23 protein-coding genes are annotated in these 25,340 nt (G+C 53.7%); 16 read left to right on the top strand and 7 right to left on the bottom strand.

Annotated elements, in window-relative coordinates; genetic code table 11:
* Positions 1-7 precede the first annotated feature (7 nt).
* Positions 8-1,990, bottom strand: coding sequence for an LTA synthase family protein (locus DNH61_RS10830; protein WP_111146671.1), 1,983 nt, complete (start codon positions 1,988-1,990; stop codon positions 8-10).
* Between the two features lie 109 nt (positions 1,991-2,099).
* On the bottom strand, positions 2,100-3,254 hold the full coding sequence (locus tag DNH61_RS10835) for a THUMP domain-containing class I SAM-dependent RNA methyltransferase (RefSeq protein ID WP_111146776.1): 1,155 nt from the start codon (positions 3,252-3,254) through the stop codon (positions 2,100-2,102).
* Positions 3,255-3,374: 120 nt separating this feature from the next.
* Here DNH61_RS10835 and DNH61_RS10840 point away from each other — a divergent pair, with 120 nt between their 5' ends.
* On the top strand, positions 3,375-4,007 hold the full coding sequence (locus tag DNH61_RS10840) for an O-methyltransferase (protein WP_111146672.1): 633 nt from the start codon (positions 3,375-3,377) through the stop codon (positions 4,005-4,007).
* 32 nt (positions 4,008-4,039) lie between these two features.
* On the opposite strand, the gene DNH61_RS10845 is transcribed toward DNH61_RS10840, so the two are convergent.
* Entirely contained in the window at positions 4,040-5,251 is a 1,212-nt protein-coding gene (locus DNH61_RS10845; RefSeq protein ID WP_111146673.1) for an MFS transporter, read from the bottom strand.
* Positions 5,252-5,403: 152 nt separating this feature from the next.
* Between DNH61_RS10845 and DNH61_RS10850 the strand changes: the two genes are divergently transcribed.
* The 13 genes from DNH61_RS10850 to DNH61_RS26980 all read left to right on the top strand — a co-directional run bounded on the left by DNH61_RS10850 (position 5,404) and on the right by DNH61_RS26980 (position 19,924).
* On the top strand, positions 5,404-6,111 hold the full coding sequence (locus DNH61_RS10850; RefSeq protein ID WP_111146674.1) for a DUF421 domain-containing protein: 708 nt from the start codon (positions 5,404-5,406) through the stop codon (positions 6,109-6,111).
* Between the two features lie 111 nt (positions 6,112-6,222).
* On the top strand, positions 6,223-7,515 hold the full coding sequence (locus DNH61_RS10855) for an arsenic transporter (protein ID WP_111146777.1): 1,293 nt from the start codon (positions 6,223-6,225) through the stop codon (positions 7,513-7,515).
* 61 nt (positions 7,516-7,576) lie between these two features.
* Positions 7,577-7,999 carry an arsenate reductase (thioredoxin) gene (gene arsC, locus DNH61_RS10860; RefSeq protein WP_111146675.1) on the top strand — a complete coding sequence of 141 codons (423 nt, stop codon included), beginning with the start codon at positions 7,577-7,579 and terminating at the stop codon, positions 7,997-7,999.
* Between the two features lie 65 nt (positions 8,000-8,064).
* On the top strand, positions 8,065-8,514 hold the full coding sequence (locus DNH61_RS10865) for a protein-tyrosine phosphatase family protein (protein WP_111146676.1): 450 nt from the start codon (positions 8,065-8,067) through the stop codon (positions 8,512-8,514).
* Positions 8,515-8,564: 50 nt separating this feature from the next.
* The gene (locus tag DNH61_RS10870) at positions 8,565-8,888 is read left to right on the top strand and encodes an ArsR/SmtB family transcription factor (protein ID WP_111146677.1); all 324 of its coding nucleotides are present in this window, start codon (positions 8,565-8,567) and stop codon (positions 8,886-8,888) included.
* A 148-nt stretch (positions 8,889-9,036) separates the two neighbouring features.
* On the top strand, positions 9,037-10,119 hold the full coding sequence (hemE, locus tag DNH61_RS10875; RefSeq protein ID WP_111146678.1) for a uroporphyrinogen decarboxylase: 1,083 nt from the start codon (positions 9,037-9,039) through the stop codon (positions 10,117-10,119).
* Positions 10,106-11,050 (top strand): ferrochelatase, encoded by a 945-nt coding sequence (gene hemH, locus DNH61_RS10880; protein WP_111146679.1) that lies wholly within the window; start codon positions 10,106-10,108, stop codon positions 11,048-11,050. The genes hemE and hemH overlap by 14 nt, the downstream gene beginning before the upstream one ends.
* A gap of 4 nt (positions 11,051-11,054) precedes the next feature.
* Positions 11,055-12,515, top strand: coding sequence for a protoporphyrinogen oxidase (gene hemG, locus DNH61_RS10885; protein WP_111146680.1), 1,461 nt, complete (start codon positions 11,055-11,057; stop codon positions 12,513-12,515).
* 255 nt (positions 12,516-12,770) lie between these two features.
* Entirely contained in the window at positions 12,771-14,198 is a 1,428-nt protein-coding gene (locus tag DNH61_RS10890; RefSeq protein WP_111146681.1) for a CapA family protein, read from the top strand.
* A 53-nt stretch (positions 14,199-14,251) separates the two neighbouring features.
* Positions 14,252-15,034, top strand: coding sequence for a glycerophosphodiester phosphodiesterase (locus DNH61_RS10895; protein WP_111146682.1), 783 nt, complete (start codon positions 14,252-14,254; stop codon positions 15,032-15,034).
* A 111-nt stretch (positions 15,035-15,145) separates the two neighbouring features.
* A complete protein-coding gene (locus DNH61_RS10900; RefSeq protein ID WP_111146683.1) occupies positions 15,146-15,997 on the top strand; it encodes a DUF92 domain-containing protein in 852 nt (283 codons plus the stop codon).
* Positions 15,998-16,252: 255 nt separating this feature from the next.
* On the top strand, positions 16,253-19,312 hold the full coding sequence (locus DNH61_RS10905) for an efflux RND transporter permease subunit (protein WP_111146684.1): 3,060 nt from the start codon (positions 16,253-16,255) through the stop codon (positions 19,310-19,312).
* Between the two features lie 15 nt (positions 19,313-19,327).
* The gene (locus tag DNH61_RS26980) at positions 19,328-19,924 is read left to right on the top strand and encodes a TetR/AcrR family transcriptional regulator (RefSeq protein WP_111146685.1); all 597 of its coding nucleotides are present in this window, start codon (positions 19,328-19,330) and stop codon (positions 19,922-19,924) included.
* 147 nt (positions 19,925-20,071) lie between these two features.
* Here DNH61_RS26980 and pepF read toward each other — a convergent pair whose 3' ends face one another.
* From pepF to DNH61_RS10925, 3 genes are all read right to left on the bottom strand, one after another.
* The gene (gene pepF / locus DNH61_RS10915) at positions 20,072-21,868 is read right to left on the bottom strand and encodes an oligoendopeptidase F (protein WP_111146686.1); all 1,797 of its coding nucleotides are present in this window, start codon (positions 21,866-21,868) and stop codon (positions 20,072-20,074) included.
* A 188-nt stretch (positions 21,869-22,056) separates the two neighbouring features.
* Positions 22,057-22,245 (bottom strand): hypothetical protein, encoded by a 189-nt coding sequence (locus tag DNH61_RS10920; RefSeq protein ID WP_111146687.1) that lies wholly within the window; start codon positions 22,243-22,245, stop codon positions 22,057-22,059.
* A 116-nt stretch (positions 22,246-22,361) separates the two neighbouring features.
* Positions 22,362-22,595: a hypothetical protein gene (locus DNH61_RS10925; protein ID WP_111146688.1), complete on the bottom strand. Its 234-nt coding sequence runs from the start codon at positions 22,593-22,595 to the stop codon at positions 22,362-22,364.
* A gap of 223 nt (positions 22,596-22,818) precedes the next feature.
* Between DNH61_RS10925 and DNH61_RS10930 the strand changes: the two genes are divergently transcribed.
* Both DNH61_RS10930 and DNH61_RS10935 read left to right on the top strand, forming a co-directional pair.
* A complete protein-coding gene (locus tag DNH61_RS10930) occupies positions 22,819-23,016 on the top strand; it encodes a cold shock domain-containing protein (RefSeq protein WP_111146689.1) in 198 nt (65 codons plus the stop codon).
* A 218-nt stretch (positions 23,017-23,234) separates the two neighbouring features.
* Entirely contained in the window at positions 23,235-23,972 is a 738-nt protein-coding gene (locus DNH61_RS10935; RefSeq protein ID WP_111146690.1) for a YebC/PmpR family DNA-binding transcriptional regulator, read from the top strand.
* Between the two features lie 124 nt (positions 23,973-24,096).
* Here the strand turns inward: DNH61_RS10935 and DNH61_RS10940 are convergent, their stop codons facing one another.
* Positions 24,097-25,290 (bottom strand): MFS transporter, encoded by a 1,194-nt coding sequence (locus tag DNH61_RS10940; protein WP_111146691.1) that lies wholly within the window; start codon positions 25,288-25,290, stop codon positions 24,097-24,099.
* Between the last annotated feature and the right edge of the window lie 50 nt (positions 25,291-25,340).

Genomic DNA, 25,340 nt, shown 5'->3' on the forward strand with positions numbered 1-25,340 from the left:
AAAATTGCTAATCCGCTCTTCGAATACGTTTCAGCAGGTTACCTTCTACCACATTCATGGAATGGGTAATTTCATCAGCGGCGGCCTTGCGTCCTTCTTTACAATCCTCAGTAGGCAGCGGCTCGCCGCTGTCTGCCCGGAAGCAGCCCTGCACGGTACTGCTGCCTGCCGGCAAGTAGAAGATTCGTCCATCTGTGAACGCTCCGCTTCGAAACACGACCATTCGGCCGGAAGCCTGCTCTTCTGTCGTTAGCGGGCGCCCTGCCATCGCCAAGCTGCTGCTGTCGATGCCGAGCAGATGCAGGATGGAAGGCGCGATATCAATCTGGCCGCCAATCTCCGGGCTTACTGTCCCGGCTTTGGCACCATCGGGGAGATGGATAACAAGCGGAACCTGCTTCAGTGTCTGATACCGGTCCACCTCGTTCAGCTTGCGTCCGATGACCTTCTCGAATTTGGACCAGTCCCGGATCGAATTGTCGTGATCGCCATAGAAGATGAAGATGGAACTGTCCCATAGCCCTCTCTGCTTAAGCGAATCAATGAACTGGCCCAGTGCCGAGTCAAGATAGTGGATGGCCTGCAGGTAGTCACCGAAGAGCGTGTTCCGGTAGGCTCCAACGTCCAGCTTCTCATAACCGGCGGGCAGCTTGTACGGGTGATGGCTAGAGAGCGTGATTAGGAACGAATAGAAGGGCTGCTGCTGCCCCGCAATCCATTCGGCGGATTGACGGAAGAAGGAGCGGTCACCAAGCGACCAGCCGAGCGGCTCATCGATCTCGTAATGCTTCTTGCTGTAGAACGTGTCATAGCCCATATTCCGGTATACGGTGTTGCGATTCCAGAAGCCGGCATCGTAAGCGTGGTAGACCGATGTGCCATACCCGGCATTTCGCAGTGTTTGCGGCAGACAGTCGAAGGTATGGTCTGCATGCCGGAAAAATACCGAGCCGCTCTGCAGCGGATGCTGCGAGCATTGGGCGGCAAAGTCGGCATCCGAAGTACGGCCCTGGGCTACCTGATGGTAGAAACGGTTGAAATACCAGCTTTCCTTCAGCAGCCGGTTCAGGTTTGGCGTAATCTCGCGGCCCTCGATCGTATGGTTAATCACAAAGCTCTGCAGGGCTTCTCCCTGTACCATGATGACATTGCGGCCTTTATAAGCGCCGAAGAGCTTGTCCTGCTGGGCAGCCTTGCGCTGCAGTCCGCGTTCCTCGAACCAGCCTGCTGAAGCCGCCGCTTCCTCATCTGTCAGCCTCCTGCCGCCAAGCCACTGCTGCGTAATGAAGCGGTAGGTGTCATATCCGTGAAAACCGTAGAGACCTGTAACATTGTATAAGGACAGGTTCCACCAGTTGCCGGTAAATAACCCTTGTGCCCAGGTATTCTTAGCCTTGGTGACGGGTACATGGATGAACGTAATCCCTGCGGTCAGCAGCAGGATTCCTGCGGCATAACGAAGCGGCCGGAAGCCGCTTGTTAAGCGTTTTGGCCGTATTCTCCGGCCTTCCGGCGAGCGGTCTCTCTTGAATACGGCGTACAGCGTCAGCGGAATCAGAATCAGCCAATCTGCCGCGTACAGCAGATCGCGCACATCCAGCAGGGCGCCGATGCTCTCGCCAAGCGCCCCAAGCTGTCCAGCCTGAAGCAGAACCGGTACCGATATAAGATCCTGGAAATACCGGAAATAGACGAGGTCGGCATACAATACAATCGTCAGCAGAACGTTGAGTGCAGTCAGCGCAGCCAGCCGGGCCCTGAAAGGCAGCCAAACGGTCCAGAAGCAGAGCAGTGCAAGGGTGGCTGCAGCAACCAGGGCATCGGTTGGCGTCATCATCATATTCCGTACATGGACCATGCGGTCGAACAGGTAGAGCTTGGCGAGCATCAGCACAAAAAAAAGCAGCACGTCCAGCGCATAAGCCCGTTCCATGAAGCGGAACAGGAAGCGGATACCCTGGCGTGCGGGAGAAATGAGCATCGTCAGCATAAGCGGTGGTCCCTTCCTGGTTTACAATATCGCAACAACCCGGTTCGGTTATCATGCACCATGGGCTGTTGTTTTATAAACGCCGGAAGAACCTGTCCGCGAGGGGAGTCTAGAGAGACTCGTCCTGCTTCGGAAGCGGGGGCAAGGGCCCCAGATATTGATACAGATTGCACTCAATCCGCCCGTTAAAAAGCTTGCGCTTCTTGTCGGCCGGCTTCCCGTAATAGTGCTCAAAGGAGCGGGCGGGACTGAGGGCGAAGACGGACCAGGTGGACAGTACAGAGGCTGTAAACCCAAGAGAGCGGACAGTCTTCTCTGCTTCCCGTTCATCTCCAAGCCGCTCGCCGTACGGCGGGTTGGTTACGATGCAGCCGTAATCGCTGTCGAGCTTAACCTGCGATACAGGCAGCGTATGGAACTTGAGCTCTTTGGCGAAGCCGGCCTTCTTGGCGGAGGCTTCAGCGACCTCAATCGCTTTGGGGTCAATATCCGAGCCGCCGATCTCAAGCGGGATATCATCCTTCACCAAATCATAAGCTTCTTCGCGTGCCTGCTCCCAAGCCTGCTCGCCAATGATAGGCCACAGCTCGCTGTTGAAGCTTCTCCGCAGGCCTGGAGCGATGTTCCAGCCGATCATGGCGGCTTCTACAGGGAAGGTGCCAGAGCCGCAGAACGGATCGTACAGCGGTCTGTGCGGACGCCAGCGGCTGATCATGATGATCGCCGCTGCCATCGTCTCCTTGAGCGGCGCTTCCGTTACGAGCTTCCGGTAGCCGCGCTTATGCAGGCCGGGTCCTGTCGTATCGAGTGTCAGTGTCGCCCTGTCCTTGAGGAGTGACACCTCAATCACGTAACGCGCCCCGTCTTCCGGAAACCATTCGGTCTTGTAGCGCTGCTTCATCTTCTCCACAACGGCTTTCTTGACGATGCCCTGACAGGCGGGCACGCTCGACAGCTGGGATTTATGCGAACGGCCCTCCACAGGGAATTCGGCATCGCCGGGTATCCAGTCCGGCCAATCCAGCGCCTTGGTTCCTTCAAACAGCTCGTCGAAGGTGAGGGCATCAAATTCACCCATCTTGACGAGGACACGGTCTGCTGTCCGCAGCCAAAGGTTGGCGCGGCTGATGTCGGCCGGGGTGCCGCGGAATGTGACACGGCCGTTGTCTACGGTAACATGCTCATACCCGAGATCGCGCAGCTCCCGGGCAACTATAGCTTCAAGCCCCATCGGTGATGTGGCGATCAGTTCAATTGTCTTCATCATTGCAATCGCACCGCTTCCCAGTCGAATTAAGGCGCGGTTGTATCCGCAGCCTTGAAAAGTTACAATCTAGTATAGGACAAATCAGGAGGAAATGACAAACGAAGGAGTGGATAACCCGTGCATAATGCGGAGCATTACGCGGAAAGCCTGTACCCGCCCGATGCCGACCTGCAGCGCGCGGAGGAAGGCATCCGGGCAGCAGGCATGCCGGCGATCTCGGTCGCGCCGGCATATGGAAAGCTGTTGACCCTGCTTGTCCGGGCGTCAGGGGCAAGCAGCATATTGGAGATTGGGGCGCTTGGCGGCTACAGCGGAATCTGTCTTGCGCGAGGACTGGGCGAGGGAGGCATGCTGACCTCTCTGGAGGTTCGTCATGAATATGTCGATGTGGCCTACGCACACATGACCGCGGCAGGCCTTGGCGGGAAGGTGAATTACCTGATCGGTGACGCTAGGGACAGTCTGGCGGAGCTCGCCGGGGACGGCAAGCGGTATGATTTCTTCTTCATCGATGCGGATAAGGAGGGTTACCCGGATTATCTGGAATGGTGCATGAAGCTTGCGCTTCCCGGTGCTATTATTGCAGCGGATAATGTGTTTCTTAAAGGACGCATCAGCAATCCGGAAAAGCAGGGGCCTTCCGTGCGCGCCATGCGTATGTTCAATGAACGGATTGCAGCGGATGAACGGCTGGACAGCACCATACTTCCGGCCTATGACGGTCTTGCGCTGGCTGTTGTCAAGGGTTAAGTTAAGAGCAGAAGGAGCTGCTCCGGGGTCTGTCAGGACCTCGGGGACAGCTCCTTCTTGCCGATTACGACGGCTCTTACCCATAGGGCGTTGATGAACAGCAGAACAGCAGCAACCAGGAAGACGCCTTCTATGCCGATCCAGCCGGAGATAAGGCCGCCGACAATCGGCCCGACAACATTGCCGAGACTAAGCGTGCTGCTGTTGAAGCTGTAGGAACGGCTTTCCATGCCGTCTGGCGTATACCGCCGGATAAGGGCATTTACGCTTGGGATAAGTCCTCCCAGAAAGATGCCAAGCGCGAAACGGACTATAAGCAGCTGCCACACTTCACCGACAAAGGCTTGGGGGATGAACATGATTGCCGCACCGATCAGGCTGACACCCAGCACCTTCTGAGCGCCGATGCGGTCGCTGATCCGGCCAAGCAGCGGAGAGGCGATCATGTTGGACAGGCCGGTTACCGAACCGACAAAACCGGCCCAGAAGGCCAGATTTTCAGCCGTGCCGTGCAGGTGCTGCACATACAGCGGAATGAGCGGCATCGGGCTCATCAACGCAAACTGAATCATGAATGTTACAGCGAACAAGGCAGTCAGCTGTGGAATGTGGCTAATTTCTTTAAAGCCTTGCAGCACGGAAATCTGTGGGGCTGCCTTCGCCTTGGCCCGGTCGAAATTCTCCTTCACCAGAAGCATCGCTGAGAGCGACGCGAGGAACAGCAGGGTGCCGGTAATATAGAAGATAGGCCTGAAGCCTACTGCATCGGCGAGCAGGCCTCCGATGAACGGTCCCATGATCGTACCGGCGATGGCACCCGACTGGACCATACCCATGGCAAAGCCCATCTTATCCTTCGGTGTGGTGGCCGATACCAGCGCGACCGAGGCTGGGCTGAAGCCCGAGATAGTGCCGTTCAGCATCCGAAGCGCCAGCAGATGCCAGGGCAGCTGGGCGAAGCCCATCAGCACCATGACAGCTGCCATGCCAAAGCCCGATCGAAGCAGCATGATTTTCCGGCCGTAACGGTCAGCCAGCTTTCCCCACAGCGGTTGAAACAAAAATGAAGTCACAAAATTCCCCGCAAAAATAATTCCCGCCCAGGTCGCAATTTCATGCTCGTCAGTGAGACCGAAATCCTGCTGAAGGTACAGGGACAAAAAAGGGATGATCATCGTCATCCCGGCAAGCACCAGAAACTGTCCAATCCACAGCACGAGCAGATTGATTTTCCATTGTTCCATCGTGCCGCACCTGCCTTTCTCTCTCTAGTTATACCAGTATACCACTCCGGCCTGTGATCTTCTCATATGCCATTACCCAAGGATTGGCCGTTCATGAAATTGTACCTGCTGGGCAAGCTAACAATTAGCACATCGAGGAGGGACAGCCGGCGATGCCAATCTGGGGTAAAGTCATCATTCAATCGTTAATAGCGCTTGTCTTCATGTTTGTACTAACAAGAATTCTGGGCAAAAGGCAGATCTCGCAAATGACCTTCTTTGAATACATAATCGGAATTACAATAGGCGATTTGGCGGGAAATGTGTCCTTGGAGATTGGCAAGGATTGGTACCTTGGGCTTGTCTCCCTGGTTGTTTGGGGCTCCATCCCGCTTGCCTTGGAATATATGCAGATCAAGAGCAGGAAGATGCGCATGATCGTAGAGAGTACGCCAACTGTGCTGATCAGGGAAGGCAAGATTCTGGAGGGTAACCTGCGCAAGGAAAGAATTACGAATGAAGAGCTGGTGTCGCTGCTGCGGAACAAGGATATTTTCCATACTCGGGAGGTGGATTTTGCCGTTATAGAGCCAAGCGGTAAATTCAATGTTATGCTGAAGCGGGAGAATCGGCCTGTCACCGTGAGAGACCTAGGGCTGGAAGCTGAGTCAGAGGGCCTTGCTTTCGAGATCATACTGGACGGTAAAATCATGGACTCCACGCTGTCGTTCACCGGGTTTAGCCGGAAGTGGGTGCTGACGAAGCTGAAGGAGAGAGATATCCGGGTTGAAGACGTTTACCTGGCCCAGTGCGACAGACAGGGGCATCTCTATATTGATCTATATGAGGATGGGATAGATGAACTTAGCGAGGATCTCTAAGAGATAAAAATAGCTTTACAATATTAGCGAATAATTATATGCTTACATAGTGTTATGGCCGAACACAAACATAGGAGACATGCATGCCGCATGGTGAATTTGGAGGGAAACATGACTGCTTTAGCCATTATAATTTTCGTGGTGACACTGACATTTGTCATCTGGCAGCCGAGGGGGTTGAATATCGGCTGGTCCGCTTCTGCGGGAGCTGTGCTTGCCCTTCTGTTCGGGGTCGTATCGCTGCAGGATGTGGGCACGGTAACGGGCATCGTCTGGAACGCCACACTTGCCTTCGTAGCCGTCATACTTATATCGCTTATTCTCGATGAGATTGGATTCTTCGAGTGGGCGGCTCTGCATATGGCAAGGCTCGCGGGAGGCAGCGGCCGGCGGATGTTTACATACGTGGTGCTGCTTGGTGCCGCAGTAGCTGCATTGTTCGCCAATGACGGGGCTGCGCTGATCCTGACGCCGATTGTTCTGGCGATGGTGCGGGCGCTGAATTTCCGGGAACGGATGATTCTGCCTTTCATTATGGCGAGCGGCTTCATTGCGGACACCGCATCACTGCCGCTTATCGTAAGCAATCTGGTGAACATCGTCTCTGCTGACTACTTCGGCATCGGCTTCGTGGAATATGCGAGCCGGATGGTCGTTCCCAATCTGTTCTCGATTCTGGCGAGCCTCGCGGTGCTGTACCTGTTTTTCCGCAAGGACATACCGGCGGATTACGATGCGGCTTCCTTGAAGAAGCCGGCTGAAGCCATCCGTGATCCAAGACTGTTCAAGCTGTCCTGGCTGATCCTGGGTGTGCTGCTGGCTGCCTACCTGGCCAGCGAGTTCATCAATGTACCGGTGTCCATCATAGCGGGGGTTGTTGCCCTGGTCTTTATTTGGTTTGCCAGACTCAGTCCGGCGGTTCAGACCTGGGAGATGATCAAGGGAGCCCCTTGGGCGGTTGTTGTGTTCTCAATTGGCATGTACGTTGTCGTCTACGGACTCCGCAATGTCGGGTTGACCGACATGCTGGGCGAACTGATCCAGGCGGTTGCTGATCAAGGGTTGTTTGCGGCTGCGATGGGAATGGGCTTTATAGCGGCCATCCTGTCCTCGGTTATGAACAATATGCCGACGGTTATGATAGATGCGCTGGCAATCGATTCGACTAATACAAGCGGTGTGATCCGCGAGGCATTGATCTATGCGAATGTGATCGGCTCGGATTTGGGTCCGAAGATTACGCCAATCGGCTCGCTGGCCACGCTGCTGTGGCTGCATGTTCTGTCGCGCAAGGGCGTTAAGATCAGCTGGGGCTACTATTTCAAGATTGGCATTGTGCTGACGGTTCCGACCCTGGTCATCACATTAGCCGGATTATACTTCTGGCTGCTAATCGTTGCGTAGTAAAGAATAGATACAGCGTTGTTAGCATTTCACAATACTAATAGAAGAGAGGAATTTTACAATGACCAAGAAACTTGTCTATTTCCTGTGTACAGGCAACTCCTGCAGAAGCCAGATAGCGGACGGCTTCCTGAATGAGCTTGGCGGTGATCAATACGAAGTGAAGAGTGCGGGCCTTGAAGCACACGGTCTTAACCCAAGAGCCGTACAAGTGATGAAGGAAGCGGGCGTGGACATCAGCGGCAACAGCTCGGATGTGATTAACCCTGAGCTGCTGAACCGCGCAGATTACGTCATTACCCTGTGCGGCCACGCGGATGAGCATTGTCCGGTAATTACCAATAAGGATGTTGTAAAATGGCACTGGGGCTTCGATGATCCGGCGAAGGCGACAGGCACGGAAGAGGAAATAATGACCCAGTTCCGGCAGGTGCGGGATTCCATTAAGTCGCGAATTGAGACGTTTGTTAAGGAAGGCAAGTAAAGAAGAAGCCGGGCAGTATATGCGGAAGGATGTTATATCTGCCGGCCAAGAGGGGAGACAGCTTCATGAGTTCAGAACGTTCCTATGACAGCCTGGTCGACAACCGCATTTACATGGGCGGAGCCAAGGATGTAGAAGATATGGTGAAGCGCGAAGGGGTAAGCGTGATTGTCGATCTGCGTGAGGAGGCGGCAGGTTGCGCTTATCCGTCGGATGACGTAAAGTGGATAAAAGCAGGCTTAAGCGATGAGGCAGCTGAGGTGCAGGCCGAGGAGCTGAAGACCGCAATCGATCAGGTAATCGATGCCTATAACAGAGGCGAGAAGGTCGGCTTTCACTGCGGCGGCGGCAAGGGTAGAACGGGAGCGGTAGCGGTCGGAACCCTGCTGAAGCTGGGGCTCAGCCGTTCGCTGGAGGAAGCGGAGCAGCAGGCCAAGAGCAGAAGGCCGGTGCTGAACGTGAAGCCCAAGCAGCGGGAGGCGCTTGAGCTGCTGTATCCTGCGCAGGGCAGCTAAGCGATCCGCTGCAAGCCTGCCCGGTGGACAGAGGTGGAGGTGTTAGGCGAATGGAACAATTAAACGATATTGCAGATAAACTGAAGATGCTCGGCGACAAGACCCGCCTGACCATCCTGACCCTGCTCAAGACGCGGGATCTGTGCGTCTGCGAGTTCGTCGACATTCTGGGCGTGTCGCAGCCGGGCATCAGCCAGCATCTGCGCAAGCTGAAATCCCACGGCCTTGTGTCCGAGAGCCGGAGGGGGCAGTGGGTGTACTACTCGCTGACCGTAGAGGATAAGCCCTATATCCGCGGCGTTTTGGAGCATATGCCTGACTTGAGCAATCTGCTTCCAGAGCCCGATAAGCTGGGTGCAGCGTGCAAATCTTAATACAGCTCTCTAGCAGTGATAACTATTATCACTGCTAGTTTTATTTGTCAAAGTATTGTCATAGACACTTTTCGGGCGGCGGTTGTTAGCCCACTGCAAAAAGGGCATAATGGTAACGAAGGTATAAAGAGAGAAATGGGGAGCGCGAATGAGCTATAACGACCGTTTTATCCGGGCATGCCGGAAAGAAAGCGTCGATCGTGTACCCGTCTGGTACATGCGCCAAGCGGGTCGTTATGATCCCGACTACCGTAAGATCAAGGAAAAATATTCGCTGCTTGAGATCTGCAAGCAGCCTGAACTAGCCGCTGAAGTGACAATGATGCCGATCCGCAAGCTCGGTGTGGATGCGGCCATTTTATATTCAGACATTATGAACCCGGTGGGTTCAATCGGCATCGACTTTGATATCGTGCAGAATATCGGTCCGGTTATTGCCAACCCGATTCGCTCCAGAGCGGATGTGGAGCGGCTGAAGCCGATTGATGTGGAGGGCGATCTTCCTCACATACTGGAGACGATCCGTATTCTGGACAAGGAGCTGGAGGTTCCGCTGATAACATTCGCGGGTGCGCCTTTTACAATTGCCAGCTATCTAATTGAGGGCAGGCCATCCAAGAACTATCTGCGCACCAAGGCCATGATGTATGGAGAGCCTGACGTCTGGTTCATGCTGATGGACAAGCTCGGAGACATGGTCATTACGTATCTGCGGGCACATATGCAGGCCGGCGGGAAGGCTTTCCAGCTGTTCGACAGCTGGGTGGGTGCACTGGCTCCGGATGATTTCGAGCGTTTCGTGCTGCCGACAATTTCCCGTATCTTTGAATCGCTGAGCGATCTGCCGCAGCCGAACATTTATTTTCCTGGTGTAAGCTCGGGTGAACTGCTGCCTAAGCTCGGCAGACTGAAGGCGGATGTGATCGGGCTCGACTGGCGGGTCTCCATTCCTGAAGGTAGAAGACGGCTTGAGAACCGGTTTGCCGTTCAAGGCAACCTGGACCCCGTGCTTCTTGAGGCTCCGATGGAAGTGATTGAGGCGGAAGCGAAGAAGATTATCGACTATGGCATCCAGCAGCCGGGCTATGTGTTCAATCTGGGGCACGGCCTGTATCCGGAAGCATCACTGGATAAGCTGCGGCAGCTGACCGAATTTATTCATCGTTATTCGGAGCAGGCCATAGCAGAACAGACAACTGGGAAGGGGGCTGCAGATCATGGCAGGAACTAATAGCAGCAAGATTGGCGTGCTGGTCATGTCTTACGGTACACCAGTCAGCATGGAGGATATTGAACCGTATTATACCCACATCCGGCGGGGTAATCCGCCTTCTCCCGAACAGCTCGCAGAGCTGACTGAGAGGTACGAAGCGATAGTTGGCGGCGTATTCCCGCTCAGGGAGAATACGGACCGTCAGGTGCAGGGTCTGCAGGAAGTACTGGATAGGCTCGCGCCTGGTACATATAAATGCTATCAGGGCTTAAAGCACGCCAAGCCTTTCATTGAAGACGGTGTAGAAGAGATGGCAGCCGATGGAATCCGTGAAGCGGTTGGCATCGTACTGGCGCCGCATTATTCCATTATGAGTGTAGGCAGCTATATCAAGCGTGCCAAGGAAACCGCGGAAGCTAAGGGACTGAAGCTTGCTTCTGTCGAAGAGTATCATCTGCATCCCAAGCTGATTGCGGCACTGGCTGACCGTGTGAAGACCGCCTTGAAGCTGTTCGGTGAAGAGGTGCGGCCGGCGGACGTGAAGGTGCTCTTCAGCGCGCACAGCCTTCCGGAGAGAATTTTGCAGATGGGCGATCCTTACGTCAAGCAGCTGCTGGCCACATCGGAAGCGGTAGCAGAAGCGGCAGGAGTTTCCGATTGGCAGTTCACCTGGCAGAGCGCGGGGCGGACGCATGAACCTTGGCTTGGCCCGGACATTCTGGATACGATGCAGAGCCTGCAGACAGAAGGCGTCAAGTATATCCTGTCGGCGCCGATCGGTTTTGTATCCGACCATCTTGAAGTGCTGTATGATCTGGATATTGAAGCCAAGGCATTCGCGAAGAACCTTGGTATACATTTTGAACGAATCGAAATGCTGAATACAGATCCGTTTTACATGGAAGCACTGGCTGAATCTGTTATGGCAGCAAGGAACGGGAGAGATTAGTGTTATGCGGGGAACAGAGCATGTTGATCAGGTTGTCATTATTGGCGGAGGGATCAGCGGTCTGAGCTCCGCTTTTTATTTATCCCGCAAGGCCAAGGAGCAGGGAAGAACGGTGCAGGTAACGATTGTTGAGCCGGCAGGTTCATTAGGCGGGAAAATTAACACCCTCCGCAAGGAGGGCTTCGTGATTGAGAAGGGCCCCGACTCCTTCCTTGCCCGTAAGCAGCCGATGATTGACCTGGCCGTGGACTTAGGGCTGGAGGATGAGCTTGTGCCCATCAACCCGGCCGCCAAGAAGACGTATATCTTGAACCGGGGCAAGCTGCATCCGATGCCGCCCGGACTGGTTCTTGGCGTGCCAACGGAAGTCATGCCGTTCGTCAAGACAGGGCTCTTGTCCCCGAAGGCCAAGCTGAGGGCTGGAATGGATTTTGTAATGCCCGCCCGAAAGGGCGATGAGGATGAATCGATTGGCGGCTTCCTTGAGCGCAGGCTGGGCGGCGAGGTAGTGGAGAAGATCGCGGAACCGCTGCTGGCCGGCATCTATGCGGGAGAGCTTCATAAGATAAGCCTTCGTGCTACATTTCCGCAATTTCGTGAGGCAGAACGCAAGCATGGCAGCCTCATTCGCGGCATGAGAGCCAGCCGCAAATCTCCCTCAGCATCGGCAGGGACACCGGCTAAGTACCGGAACATTACCTTCCTGACCTTCCGCAACGGTCTAGCGACGGTCACCGAGGCACTGGAGGAGCAGCTTAAGCATGTCGATCTGCAGCTTGGGCGAAAGGCCGTTCGTATCCACAAGCGGGGCGGGTCATCTGCAGATGAAGGACAGCGGGCTCCGCGGTATCAGGTGGAGCTGGATAACGGTGTGCACCTGGATGCGGATGCGGTCATCATTACGACTCCAGCCTTCTCGGCTGCTCCGCTGCTGAAGCCTCACCTGGATACGGAGGAGCTCGACGATATCCGTTATGTTTCCGTTGCCAATGTTGTGCTGGCCTTTGACAAGAAGGAATTCGGGCTGACCTTTGACGGGTCTGGGTTCCTTGTACCAAGAACAGAGGGGAAGGTTATTACCGCCTGTACCTGGACATCGACCAAATGGCTGCACACCTCGCCAGATGACAAGGTGCTGCTGCGCTGCTACGTTGGCCGATCAGGCGAAGAAGCAGCGGTTGAGCTCCCGGATGAGCAGCTTACAGCAGCTGTGCTGAAGGACATTCGTTCGATTCTCGATATCAAGGCGGAGCCTATCTTTACAGAGATTACGCGGCTGCGTCATTCTATGCCCCAGTATCCGGTCGGCCATGTTGAGCAGTACAAGGCTTTCCGTGGACGGCTCGCGGAGAAGCTGCCGGGCGTGTGGGCGACTGGCGCTGCCTTTGAAGGTGTCGGTCTGCCTGACTGCATTCGTCAGGCTCGCGATACCGCTTTCTCTGTACTGGATGAACTGAAAGGCTGATAGACTCAGATAGATATCAACACAGAAAGCACCGTGAATGAAATACTGGCATCTATCTATAGCTTGCAAAGCAGCACTCCCGGTTGTGCTTCCTGGTTTGTACAATGGAAGCACGGTACCGGGAGTGTATTTCATTTGCTAAATTTTTTATAAATATCCTGAGGTTTCTCTTGGTGCCTTAACGCCTATTAAGTGTTTCCTGCTATAATGGGAGAGCGATCTTTAATCATGAACTTAAAGGAGTTATTATCCCATATGTATGTGTCACGACAAGAAGCCCGCAGCGGTGAACGCAAGCGGAGGTCAAGACGCTTCAAGCGTCTCATGATATGGAATGGCATTATGCTGGCTGCAATTCTCGTGATGGCGGCCGTATTCCTCACCACCGGCGGCGGATTAGGCAGCTCTGGGAACAGCAATACGGAAGCAGAAGCTTCCGGCCAGACAGCTGGCCAGCAAGGTATAGATCCTGCAGGGAACGCAGGCCAGAGCGGCGGGGAAGCGGAACAGAATGACCCTCCCGGCAAAGGACCGGCTGATGATCAGCAAAGCGTGCCCCCAGGGCAGGATAAGGTTGTGGACGGAGCATTGTCGGGTAATGCCAGCACGGGTGACGGCAGTGAATCAAGTGAATCAACTGCCGATGGGGAGTCCGGCACCGATTCAGGGCCTGCATTGCCAGCACAGGATACCTCTTCTCCAGATTTGGAGGTCTCAGCTCCCCAGGTCGAGGATGATGGCACCAAGGTTCGCCTGGCTTTTGTCGGCGATATTCTGCTCGCCGCATCGGTCGAGAAGCTCATGCGTAATAAAGGTATGGATTATCCATATCAGAAGGCTCTGCCTTACCTGCAGGAGCCCGATCTTACAGCAGCCAACCTGGAAAACCCGATCACGACACGGGGGGTACCCGCTGAAGATAAGCAGTATGTATTCAAGGGACATCCTGACCTGGTGCCATCGCTGGTTGATGCTGGCTTCGACGTTGTCAGTCTCGCCAATAACCATACCCTGGATCAAGGGGTAGAGGGGCTTCTCGACACGATTGACCATCTGCGTGATGCAGGACTGCCGAACATGGGCGGGGGACGCAATGATACTGAGGCGTTTGCACCCGCTGTACTGGAGGCCAAAGGACTCAGCATCGCTTATTTTGGTGTGACACGTGTTGTTCCCGTTGGAGAGTGGAAGGCGGACAAGAACCGTGCTGGGGTAGCGGAGAGCTATGATTCTACAAGGGCTGTTGCGGCCATCAAGCGGGCACGGGCTGAGCATGATTTGATCGTCGTCATGGTCCATTGGGGCGAGGAGAAGAAGGATTTTCCGGTAGATACACAGAAGCGTCTAGCGCGCGACTACATTGATGCGGGTGCAGACCTTGTGATTGGCTCCCATCCGCATGTTCTTCAGGGCTTCGAGCAGTACAAGGGCAAGTGGATTGCCTATAGTCTGGGTAATTTTATATTTAATATGACGAATACGCTCAAGACGAGAGATACAGGTGTTCTGGATGCAGTGTGCAGCCGTTCGGGCCATTGCGAGCTGCAGCTCCATCCGATGAAGGCGGAGAACTCACAGCCCGCTCCGCTTGAAGGAGAAGAAGCGAGGAAGCTGCTGAAGTGGGTGGAGTCGATTTCATTTAATGCTGCGATTGACGAGAACGGCCGGATTTCGGCTAAATAAACAGACCGCCATGACTGTCATGGCGGGGTGATGATAAGGGGGAGAGGGCTCATATGAATATCAGGTGTGTTGCACACCGGGGGGCATCAGGGCTCGCTCCGGAGAATACGATGGCTGCAATGAAGAAAGCAATTGCTTATCCGTTCGTGGATTGGATTGAGCTTGATGTGCAGCTGAGCAGCGATGGTATTCCAGTGGTTATCCATGATGAGAAGCTGCGCCGGACAACCGGGCGGAGGGGAAGAGTAGGGGCATTCGATGCACACAGCCTGAACGCGATGGACGCCGGAAGCTGGTTCAATCCCATGTTTGAAGGCGAGACGATTCCCCGGCTTGAGGATGTGCTGAGTATCACAGAAGGCAGATGCCGACTTAATATTGAGCTGAAGACATACCGCGGCCGGTATCCCGGCATGGAACGGGCGGTTGTCGAGCTGCTGCACCGGATGGGACGCACCGAGGACTCTGTCATTACTTCTTTTGACGGATTGTCTCTGCGCGCGATCCGTGAATTATCCCCGGATGTCACAACCGGTCTGATCATCGACGGAGCGCCATCCGGACTGATTGAGGAATTGAAGAGGCTGGATGCAGGTTTCTTGTCGATTGGACATAAGAACTTGAATACGGCACGTATGAAGGAGTTCCGGGCTGCGGGGCTTGAAGTGATGGCATGGACGGTGAATAATCCGGCTAGAATGCGCGAGCTGGCCCGGATGGATCAGGATATCATGATTTGTACCAATTACCCGAACCGCTGGGAAGCGGCCTTTCAGGAGGAAATACCGCCGCGCAGACGGGGCTTTCTGTCCTTCTTCCGCAAGAAGACGACATGATCCCATTCAGCAGCCCGGAAGCGGACAAGTGTCCGCTCCGGGCTGTTCCATTTTTTGGCTGATTAATTGGTCGGGAAGAATGCAGCAAATTATCAAAGGCAGGTGTATGAGATGCGAGGAATACTGGATGATCCAATTGTGCTGGCCGTTTGCGCGCTTCTTGGGAGCGGACTGATCGGATATGCGGCATATCGCAAAGCCGCCCTGACAGCATCAGGGGCGTGGGCTGCTGCAGTAATGGGTACAGCTTATGTCACGCTTGGAGGCCCCGTATGGTTTGGCCTGCTAATTGCCTTCTTCCTCTCCAGCACGTTCTGGTCCAAGTGGAAGCGGAAGCATAGACGGAAGGCAAAGGCGGAAGCGAAGTATGCTAAGAGCGGGGGCAGAGATGCCGTACAGGTCTGGGCTAACGGCGGACTTGGACTGCTGCTGTGCGCCGTGCATGCCCTATATCCGCATCCGCTGCTCGTGTTTGGATTTATAGGTGTTATGGCGGCTGTCAATGCGGATACGTGGGCGACTGAAATTGGTGCGCTGAGCCGTTCCAAGCCCCGAATGCTGCTGGGCTGGCGGGAGGTCGAGCCAGGTACAAGCGGAGCTGTAACGCTGCTCGGAACGTCAGCTGCTGTGGCTGGAGCCTTATTCATCGGTATTGTGGCGTTCCTGCTTATGCCTCTCGGCGGAACTGCCGCATATAACCTGCATCCGGCTGTGATTGCCGCTGCAGCGGCAGCTGCCGGTACTGCGGGAGCTGTCGCGGACTCCCTGCTCGGTGCTTCTGTCCAGGCTATTTACCGGTGCAGTGTATGCAGGTTGGAGACGGAGAGCCAGCTGCACTGCCGGACAGCTACGGCCAAGATACGCGGCTTCGAGTGGATGAACAACGATGTGGTCAATTTTGCTTCATCCTGCCTCGCCGGTCTGGTTGGAGCGGGAATCGGCATGCTGGCGGCCTCGTTCTAAGCAGGGGATCCGCTGCATGCGAGCAGAATACTATAGGTTACCGGCATTATACGGCTTCCATGTCACGGGACAAGGAAGCCGTGTTTTTTTGGCTGCCGGACGGCTTAACACACTCCAGCCAGTCCCCAAAATAAGCATTGACAAACCTTATACAATAAATCTATACTCAAAATGACTAACTGGTCAGTCATTGAGAAAGGTTGATACTACAAGCTGTGTAAGGACAAAGAGATCAAGATGGGAGTGGAGAGCCTAATGTCGTTTTTGACAAAGTTCAGCTTGAAAAATGCGGTGGCTGTTATGATTATCGCCATGCTGCTGATCGGTGGGGGTGTATACAGCTTCCTGTCCCTGAAATCAGATCTGCTGCCGGATATTGAGTTTCCGCAGCTGTCGGTTACCGCTGTGTACCCTGGAGCATCTGCAGCAGATGTTGAAGCCAGGGTAACCGCCCCCCTGGAGGATGCGCTGAAAGGGGCAGAGGGGCTTAAGTCGATGACCAGTCAATCGCTCGAAAGCGTGTCACGCATACAGCTCAGCTTCCCGATTGGGGCGGATATGGAACAGATCACACAGCAGGTCAGTGACAGTATTCGTGCAGCTGAACTGCCGGAGGAAGTCCAGGAGCCCGCTGTAAGCCGGTTTTCCTTCTCTTCCATTCCAGTGCTCAACCTGGCACTGTTCGCCAAGGATTCAGCATCGGGTGAAAGCTGGGTTACAGAAGTGCTAAAACCCGAGCTTCAGAAGATTGCCGGAGTCAATTCGGTTGCGTTGTCCGCCGCCGAGGAGCAGTATCTTCAGGTTACCGTGGACAATAAAGCAGCGGCAAGCAGCGGTATAATGCTGAAGAATATTCAGGAGGCGATTGCGGGTTCATTCTTTTCCTTTCCGGCAGGAGCGCTTACGGAAGAGTCCGTCATAGTTCCAATTCATGTTGAGCAGCGGCTGGAGAAGCTGAGTGAACTGGAGAGCTTGTCGATTGTTTCACCGTTGACCGGGCAAACAGTGAAGCTGTCAGACATTGCTGATATCGCTGCTGTGCAGGAGAGGGAGGAGCTTGCACGCTATAACGGCAATCCGGCTGTGGCTATGCTCATTAACAAGAAGCAGGATGCCAACACGGTGGAAGTCGCGGATGAAGTGATCTCGGCTCTGGAGCGTTACAGCGACAAGATCGAATACGTTATGATTTTCGACCAGTCGGAAACGATCAAGAGCTCTATTAGCGAACTGGTCTCCAAAGGACTGTTCGGTGCGCTGTTCGCGGCCCTGACTGTTCTTGTCTTCCTGCGAAATATCAGAGCAACGCTCATCGCTGTGCTGTCTATTCCGCTGTCTCTTCTGATCGCGGCTATATTCCTGAAGTGGTGGGGCTATACACTTAATGTGATGAGCCTTGCAGGGATGGCGGTGGCGGTTGGCCGGGTAGTAGATGACAGTATTATCGTAATTGAGAACATATACCGGAAAATGAGGCAGCAGCCGGATGCTGACCGGTCATTAATAACGGAGAGCGGGACGAAGGAAATGATCAATGCGATTCTCTCGTCCACCATTACGACGGTAGTTGTATTCCTGCCTCTTGGCCTCGTCGGCGGGATCACAGGCGCATTCTTCCTGCCATTTGCGCTGACTGTCGTGGTTGCGCTGCTGGCCTCCCTTATCGTTGCCGTTACAGTTGTGCCGGTACTGGCTCGCATGTCATTCCTGAAGCTCCAGGAGAGTACCCGAGAGCCGTTATACGTTCGATGGTATGAAAGCCTGATCCGGTTCGGGCTTCGCCGTAAGCTTATTGTGATTGGGGCAGCCATTCTGCTGTTAGCCGGCTCGGGGATCCTTTACGCATTCAGTAATGTGGGATTCGTCTTTCTTCCGAATGAGAAGGTGAAGATTATCAACGCATCTGTTGAGCTTCCCCCTTCCACTACTCTGGAGAGGACGGGCGAGGTGTCGGCATTAATTGAACAGCAGCTGAGCGAGGCGGAGGACCGGTACAGCAAGCGGTTTGTATCGATCGGCGGCTATGATTATGCCAGCGGAGCCAGCGCTCCTAACCGTGCGGTATATTATATCGAGCTTGGAGAGGGAGCCGATATAGACACAGAGATCCAGTCCGTAGAACAGACGATGCTCAGCATCACGGAGGAGGAAGCGCCGGGAACACTTGTGACGGTCAGCGAGCAGGCTTCGGGCGGTCCGCCGACCAATAACAATGTGGATATTGATTTGTTCTCGGATGATCTGGATAAGCTTGAGACGGCCGCTGCCCAGGTGGAAGCCATTATGAGAGAGCGGGATGACCTGAAGAATATAACGAATAATATGCAGGAGAAGCAGATGGAGTGGTCCGTTTCACTGAACCGGGAACAGATGCAGAAGGCGGGTCTAAGCCCATACCAGGTTCTCGGCGTTATCAGTGACCGAACGAAGCCGGTAGAGGCAGGCAGCTACAGGCTGGACGGAGAGACGCAAGAGTTGCTGCTGCAGTACAAAGAACCTCTTGAGAACAAGGATGAACTGGTCAATCTTATGCTGTATGGGCAGCAGGGAGCGGTACGCCTTGGCGATGTAGCGGATGTTGATAAGAGTGAAGTCTACACTTCGATTCAGAAGCTGGATGAACGAGTATTCGCGCGTGTCAGCGGCCTGGTACAGGGCAATGATGTGCGAAACGTCACAGAAGAGGTGACGGAGGCAGTAAAGCAGCTTGATTTGCCTGAAGGCGTATCCCTTGAATCAGGCGGCGGCAGTGATGAGACCGCTCAAACCTTTATCGACATTGGGATTGCTATGATTATTGCAGTCGGTCTGGTATACTTGACCATGTTAATTTTCTTTGGTGCGGCAAGAGTGCCGTTTATTATTATGACTTCGCTGCTGTTTGTGCCGATTGGCGCTCTGCTTGGTCTTGTGATCGCGCGAGAGCCGCTGTCCATGAGTGCGATGATCGGTTTGCTGATGCTGATCGGCATTGTCGTCACGAACGCGATTGTCCTGGTGGACAGAATCAACCAGAATCGGGATGGCGGCATGACCATTCGCGATGCATTGGTAGAATCGGGCAAGACACGTCTGCGGCCGATCCTCATGACAGCTATTGCGACGATTGCCGCTCTGCTGCCGCTGGTATTCTCGACACCTGAAGGCGGTCTGATCTCACGAGGTCTTGCGGTCGTTGTCGTGGGCGGCTTGACTACTTCTACACTCCTTACGGTCGTATTCCTGCCGGTGATCTATGAGCTTGCCTACTATCGTGAACACCGTCGTGAACAGCGCTTGGCTGAAGGAGGGACGGCAGCGAAGCAAGGACGATAAGAGGGGGAATGGAGCGTGAGCGCCGCGCATGGAGATAAGCTGGAAGTGATTCTGGATGCGGCGTTCCGTCTCTTCGGATCGAGCGGTTTTTATGAGACGAAGATGTCGGAAATTGCTGATGAGGCTGGTATTGCCAAAGGGACATTATATTTATACTTTACAAGCAAGGAAGAACTCTTTACAGCGGTAACCAAACGGGACTTTGACCGTTTCCTTGAGCAGCTTGGACCGAAGCTTGAAGCGGCAGGTTTTTTGGAAGATAAGCTGCAGGTCATTGCCTCCCACCATTTAGGCTACTACTACAGTGTGAGGGACTACACAAGGCTTTTCTTCCATACGCCGAACCGGGATCAGAAGCTGATGGATACGATGTATGCATTCATTAGTGCCTACACCAGGATGATTGCGGCCATGCTTGAAGAGCATGGGGTAACAGACAGCTGGCTTCATGCCAAATCATTCATTGGCATATTGGATGTGTTTAAGATGGATATTTTGTTCAATCCGGCATTCTCGGAGCAGGATCTGGCACAGCGAACGGGCTTTGCCGTACGGCTGTTCCGCTATGGCTGCAAGCCGGATACGGCTGAGAACCGGGAGCATACGTCCTAACCTGCACCGCCACGGCTGGCTGCCAGTAAGCGGCAGCATATTTTATAAGAGAATAAAACCGCCGCTGCGGCTTGGCAAGCAATGCGTTCACGCATTCTTCGTCAAGCCGCAGCGGCGGTTATTTTGTGTACGGCGGTAAGGAGCCGTTTATTGATTCTTCGTGAGCTCTTCCATCTGTCCAATCAAGTCTTCAAACACGCTCATAGCCTGGCTAATCGGCTCGGAGGTGGACATATCCACGCCAGCCTTCTTCAGGATATTAATGGAGTAGTCGCTTCCACCGCTCTTCAGGAAGCCGAGATAGCGCTCAACAGCCGGTGTCCCTTCATCCAGAATCTGTTTCGAGAAGCTGGTTGCAGCGGAGAAGCCGGTCGCATATTTGTACACATAGAAGCTTGTGTAGAAGTGCGGGATTCTAGCCCATTCCATCTCGATATCCTGATCGACAACCATGCCTTCGCCATAATATTTCTTATTCAGGTTGTAGTAGATCGCGGACAGCTCCTGCGGCGTGAGCGACTCGCCGGCTTCCGCCTTCGCATGCACCAGCATCTCGAACTCGGCGAACATGGTCTGTCTGAACACCGTGGTGCGGAACTGGTCGGCATAGTAGGTGAGCAGGTACATTTTCTCCTTGGGGTCAGTCGATTTCTCAAGCATATAATGCATGAGCAGCGCTTCGTTAAGCGTAGAAGCGACTTCTGCCAGGAAGATCGTATACTGGGCGTCACGGTACTTCTGATTCGTATCCGAGTAATAAGAATGCAGCGCATGACCCATCTCGTGGGCCAGTGTGAACATACTGTTCAGGTTGTCCTTATGATTGAGCAGGACGTAAGGGTGGGTACCGTAAGCTCCCCAGCTGTATGCGCCGCTGCGCTTGCCTTCATTCTCGTAGACATCGATCCAGCCTTCCTCGAAGCCTTCCTGCAGCACCTTCAGGTAATCCTGTCCGAGCGGCTCCAGGCTGTCAAGCACTCTGGCTTTGGCCTCTTCGTAAGTGATGTCCATCTTGTACTCGTCTACCAGCGGGGCGAACAGGTCATACATGTGCAGCTCATCGACCTTCAGCAGCTTCTTGCGCAGCTCCATATACCGGTGCATAAGCGGCAGATGCTTATGAATAGTGTCAATGAGATTCGTGTAGACATCCTTCGGAATATTGTCGCCATAAAGGGACATCTCCAGAGCGGACGGGTACTTGCGTGCACGCGCGTAAAAAATATTCTTGTTGACGTTTGCGCTTAAAGTAGCGGCGAGCGTATTTTTCATTTTGCCGTATGTATCGTACATCGCCTTGAATGCTTCCCGCCGCACGTCCCGGTTCTTACTCTCAAGAAACTGGATGTAGCGGCCGTGTGTAAGCTCCACTTCCTCGCCGTTCTCGTCCTTGACCTTCGGGAACTTCAAGTCAGCGTTATTCAGCATGTTGAAGACAGTCCCAGGCGCCTGTGCGATATTGCCGGCCTGGGCCAGCAGCGCTTCCTCCGCCTGTGACAGCACATGGGCCTTCTGTCTTCTCATCTCCACCAGTGTGAACCGGTAGTCTGCCAAATCCGGGTTGTCAATCAGGCGGTCGAGCTCTTCAGCCGACAGGCTAAGCACCTCAGGTGTAATGAAGGAGAGAGCTTCTCCTGCTTCCACGCTGAGCTTCTTGGACTTGTCCGCAAGTGCCATGTTCGAAGGCTCTGCCGTATCCTCGTGATGCCGCATATTCGCAAATACATAAAGACGCTCGACATGCAGAGAAAGCTCATCCTCCAGCTCGAAGCAGGCTTTAAGCTGCTGCGGGTCGGCGAGTTTGCCCTGATAGGCGGCGATTTTCTTGATTTGCTCCTTCGCCTCGGCATATTCCTGGTCCCAGGCAGCCTGGTTCGGGAACAAGTCCTCGAGTTTCCAATGCGATTCGGGGCTGCTTTCGGAACGTTTCGGTACGTTATTCATCGGACTCCTCCTCAGATTAGTTAAATGTTGGGGCAGGCTCCCGGATTCGGGAGCTGCGGCAGGCAGGGCAGGCGCGGAAAAACCGAGCAGGCAGAGGATAAGCAGTACAGCAAGCCATTTCATGGCAGAGCTCCTTCTTTTTACCCTCTAGTATGTACCCCTGCCGCATATTTCATGAATCGGGCTGATCAGGATGGGGTGCTCCCCATGTTGAACAAGCTGTAAACAATTAAGAAGAAAGCAAAGGCAATAAGTACAATGGCTGCCAGTGCAATACCCCTGCGCATGGATGCGGGAATGGATTCCCGCTTCATGAGTATGACGGCGCCAAGCGAGAAAGAAGCGATGATGAAAATTAAGGTTGCTGTTGCGTCCATTGGTTCCTCCCGGATTGCGGTTAAAAAACGCAGTGTCTATCATGTCTTCCATATCTTCGCCAAGCAGGAAACGTTTTCCTTCCGTGTGGCGTCTGCTCTGACTGTACCGCGACGGTTTAGATGGACCTGAAAGCTTCCATAATGGACTGCAGCTCTTCCTCATTCCCCGCATAATCGGCTTCCCGGAAACGGTTTTGCGCCCAATGCATCATTTCGGGACGGCTTACGAAGGTATGGCATTCCTCACCCCATTGATCGGAAATTTCCCGGACGATCAGGGTTTTGCCCTGTACTTCAACAGTAAGCATGTTGTACTTGTCTTTTTTGTAAATTTCATATTTCTTAAACATTGGCAGATACTCCCTGTGTACATATATTTGTTTCATCATAGCCAACGGTGGAGCGGAAATCAACCCGGAGAAGATTGTATGGGGCGGGGATGTTTTAATAGCGGGTAAATGGGTTAAATTAAGTTTGTGTTAACGGCTTGTACGCCGTTTGCATATTCTCCCTTAGGGGGGTATAATAAACATATCGCCGTTATAACGGCGCCATTTTTAGGAGGTTGTTCATTTGAAAGGAACAGTTAAGTGGTTTAACGCAGAGAAGGGCTATGGCTTTATCTCAGTAGAAGGCGGAGAAGACGTATTCGTACATTACTCTGCGATCCAAGGCGACGGCTTCAAGACGCTTGAAGAAGGTCAAGAGGTTGAATTTGACATTACTGAAGGCAACCGTGGCGCTCAAGCAGCCAACGTTACTAAGTTATAAGATCCGAAATTTCTTATAATATAGTATGACCGTGCAGAGGGACTCCGATCATTCGGAGTCCCTCTTTTTGTGCTGCTGGCTGTGGTGACCGGCACGCTGGCCCAGCAGGCGGTTAGTGTGATGAAAAACACAGGCCAACAGGCGGACAAGCCTTTGACCGCACCTTCTCTTTGATGATAAAATTATAAGATGGAATTCGTGCCAGGGGGAGTAGAATCATGCCAAAGTTTAAACTGTTCAAGGACCGCAAAGGAAAAGCCGATCAGGCTAAAAATAACAAGTTCGTCAAGCTCGGGCGGGAAATTTATATGCAAGCCCGCAAAGGCGGACCGAGCCCGGACTCTAACTTCGGGCTGAAGACGGCCATCGCTAATGCAAGAGCCGAGCAGATGCCGATGGACAATATCGAGCGGGCAATCAAGAAAGCGACAGGAGCGTCCGCAAGTGATGATTACGAAGAGATTGTATACGAAGGCTATGGCCCGGGAGGCGTAGCTATCATGGTGCGCTGTCTGACCGATAACCGCAACCGCACGGCTGCCGATGTACGGGCTGTATTTAATAAGCGCGGAGGCAATATGGGGGAAAGCGGCTGTGTAGGCTATATGTTCGATGAGAAAGGGCTGCTTGTTATCGACCGGGAAGAACATGACACGGACGAAGATACCATGATGATGACAGCGCTGGAAGCGGGAGCCGAGGATATCGTCGTTAACGAGGACTCCTACGAAGTGCTCACACATCCGCATGAGTTCGAGCAGGTTAAGAACAGCCTGGAGGAAGCAGGATATACATTCACCAGTGCGGGTGTGCGGTGGCTTCCGCAGAATACAATCAAGGTAGACGGCGAGAATGCCGAGAAGCTGATGAAGATGATGGATGCATTCGAAGATAATGATGATGTGCAGGATGTGTATGCCAATTTTGAGATCAGCGACGAGGATATGGCGAGCTAGTTATGTTCTGTCACGGGGAAGCAGACAAGGGCTGTTCAGGTCATCATGACCCGGACAGCCCTTGTCTTATTTCGTTGTTTTATTATCTCGTCTGCGTCGTTCGTTGCCGGCAGGAAATCTGCGGTCAGCGGGTTCTGCTTGTTACATGCATCAGCATGAATCCGATCCCGGCGGACAGCGCGAGCCCTGAAGCGGCTGCATAAAACCAGTGGGGGCCCATTGATTCAAACAGCATCCCGCCGGCCGTACCGCTGATCAGCCCCGCAAACCCGGCCCATACGATGGCGTATATGGCCTGGCCGGATGCCCTGTATTCATCGGGAATCAGGAATGTCAGGTAACGCAGCGCCGTGGAGAAATAAATGCCGAAGGATATGCTGTGCATCAGCTGCAGCACGATGACAAAGGACGGGTCATCAATCCGTGACATCATGAAGAAGCGGGCGGCATACATCAGGCTGGCAAAGGCCAGCAGGGGAAGCTCCCGCAGCTTGTGGCCATACTTGCCCAGCAAAAACAGTACCGGAATTTCGCTTAGCGCAGAAGCGAACCACGCGGTCCCGATGAGCCCCTCGCTTGCGCCCATTTCCCGCAAGGTTAATGCCAGGAAGCCTTCATACATCCGGTGGGCTACCGATACAATCAGAATCAGGAGGAAGAACAAGACAATCCGCGGCTTTGCTAGCAGTTTATATAAGCCGGAGAACTCCATCTTCTTGAGGCTGCCCTGGTAATCGCGGAGCATAAGCGCAACTCCGAGTGTCAGGCTGACGAGTGTGATCGTAATCCATAAGGTGGCGCCTGAGCCATACGCTTTCAGCAGGAGACCGATCAGAAAGGCAGAGCAGGCAAAGCCTATGGATCCAAAAATCCGTATCGACGGGTAGTTGCGGCCCGTGGAGTGTGTCGACAGCAGAATCATACTGTCACTCAGAGGCATGACAGGCGTTTGGAAAAAATAGAAGCCGGCCATAATCAGAAATACCCAGATAAATGAGCCGGCCTGCATCAGTGCAGCAAGCATAATCAGCTGACCGATAAATAAGATGACCAGCAGCTTCTTGATTGTGCGATATTTATCACTTGCTGTGCCGGTTAACAGGTTGGCTGCTATAGATACGGCAGGACCTACAGCGTAGATTAGACCGATCTCGGACGGCGAATAACCTTGATCGGCAAAGTAAAGCGGGAAATAAGACACAATTAGAGCGACAGTCGAATAAAACAGGTAACAATAAATGCGGAGGAGAGCTGTCTCCGAGCCGGCTCGGGAGCTGCGGCCTGGCTCGTTTGCAGCAGCGTTGCTATAGGTAGTCATGAAGTAGGGGAACCTCCTAATGCGGACGGACGAATTGATAACAAGTGACC

The organism is Paenibacillus sambharensis, from assembly GCF_003233845.1.
GTDB classification, from domain to species: Bacteria; Bacillota; Bacilli; order Paenibacillales; family Paenibacillaceae; genus Paenibacillus_I; species Paenibacillus_I sambharensis.

What these genes read in the sequence shown, in the direction of transcription:
- DNH61_RS10830 (WP_111146671.1), bottom strand. Translation starts at nt 1,990, where the DNA reads ATGCTGACGATGCTCATTTCTCCCGCACGCCAGGGTATCCGCTTCCTG.
- DNH61_RS10850 (WP_111146674.1), top strand. Translation starts at nt 5,404, where the DNA reads ATGCCAATCTGGGGTAAAGTCATCATTCAATCGTTAATAGCGCTTGTC.
- hemG (WP_111146680.1), top strand. Translation starts at nt 11,055, where the DNA reads ATGCGGGGAACAGAGCATGTTGATCAGGTTGTCATTATTGGCGGAGGG.
- hemE (WP_111146678.1), top strand. Translation starts at nt 9,037, where the DNA reads ATGAGCTATAACGACCGTTTTATCCGGGCATGCCGGAAAGAAAGCGTC.
- DNH61_RS10890 (WP_111146681.1), top strand. Translation starts at nt 12,771, where the DNA reads ATGTATGTGTCACGACAAGAAGCCCGCAGCGGTGAACGCAAGCGGAGG.
- DNH61_RS10905 (WP_111146684.1), top strand. Translation starts at nt 16,253, where the DNA reads ATGTCGTTTTTGACAAAGTTCAGCTTGAAAAATGCGGTGGCTGTTATG.
- DNH61_RS10835 (WP_111146776.1), bottom strand. Translation starts at nt 3,254, where the DNA reads ATGAAGACAATTGAACTGATCGCCACATCACCGATGGGGCTTGAAGCT.
- DNH61_RS10935 (WP_111146690.1), top strand. Translation starts at nt 23,235, where the DNA reads ATGCCAAAGTTTAAACTGTTCAAGGACCGCAAAGGAAAAGCCGATCAG.
- DNH61_RS10855 (WP_111146777.1), top strand. Translation starts at nt 6,223, where the DNA reads ATGACTGCTTTAGCCATTATAATTTTCGTGGTGACACTGACATTTGTC.
- DNH61_RS10925 (WP_111146688.1), bottom strand. Translation starts at nt 22,595, where the DNA reads ATGTTTAAGAAATATGAAATTTACAAAAAAGACAAGTACAACATGCTT.
- DNH61_RS10865 (WP_111146676.1), top strand. Translation starts at nt 8,065, where the DNA reads ATGAGTTCAGAACGTTCCTATGACAGCCTGGTCGACAACCGCATTTAC.
- DNH61_RS10940 (WP_111146691.1), bottom strand. Translation starts at nt 25,290, where the DNA reads ATGACTACCTATAGCAACGCTGCTGCAAACGAGCCAGGCCGCAGCTCC.
- pepF (WP_111146686.1), bottom strand. Translation starts at nt 21,868, where the DNA reads ATGAATAACGTACCGAAACGTTCCGAAAGCAGCCCCGAATCGCATTGG.
- arsC (WP_111146675.1), top strand. Translation starts at nt 7,577, where the DNA reads ATGACCAAGAAACTTGTCTATTTCCTGTGTACAGGCAACTCCTGCAGA.
- DNH61_RS10920 (WP_111146687.1), bottom strand. Translation starts at nt 22,245, where the DNA reads ATGGACGCAACAGCAACCTTAATTTTCATCATCGCTTCTTTCTCGCTT.
- DNH61_RS10900 (WP_111146683.1), top strand. Translation starts at nt 15,146, where the DNA reads ATGCGAGGAATACTGGATGATCCAATTGTGCTGGCCGTTTGCGCGCTT.
- DNH61_RS10895 (WP_111146682.1), top strand. Translation starts at nt 14,252, where the DNA reads ATGAATATCAGGTGTGTTGCACACCGGGGGGCATCAGGGCTCGCTCCG.
- DNH61_RS10845 (WP_111146673.1), bottom strand. Translation starts at nt 5,251, where the DNA reads ATGGAACAATGGAAAATCAATCTGCTCGTGCTGTGGATTGGACAGTTT.
- DNH61_RS10870 (WP_111146677.1), top strand. Translation starts at nt 8,565, where the DNA reads ATGGAACAATTAAACGATATTGCAGATAAACTGAAGATGCTCGGCGAC.
- hemH (WP_111146679.1), top strand. Translation starts at nt 10,106, where the DNA reads ATGGCAGGAACTAATAGCAGCAAGATTGGCGTGCTGGTCATGTCTTAC.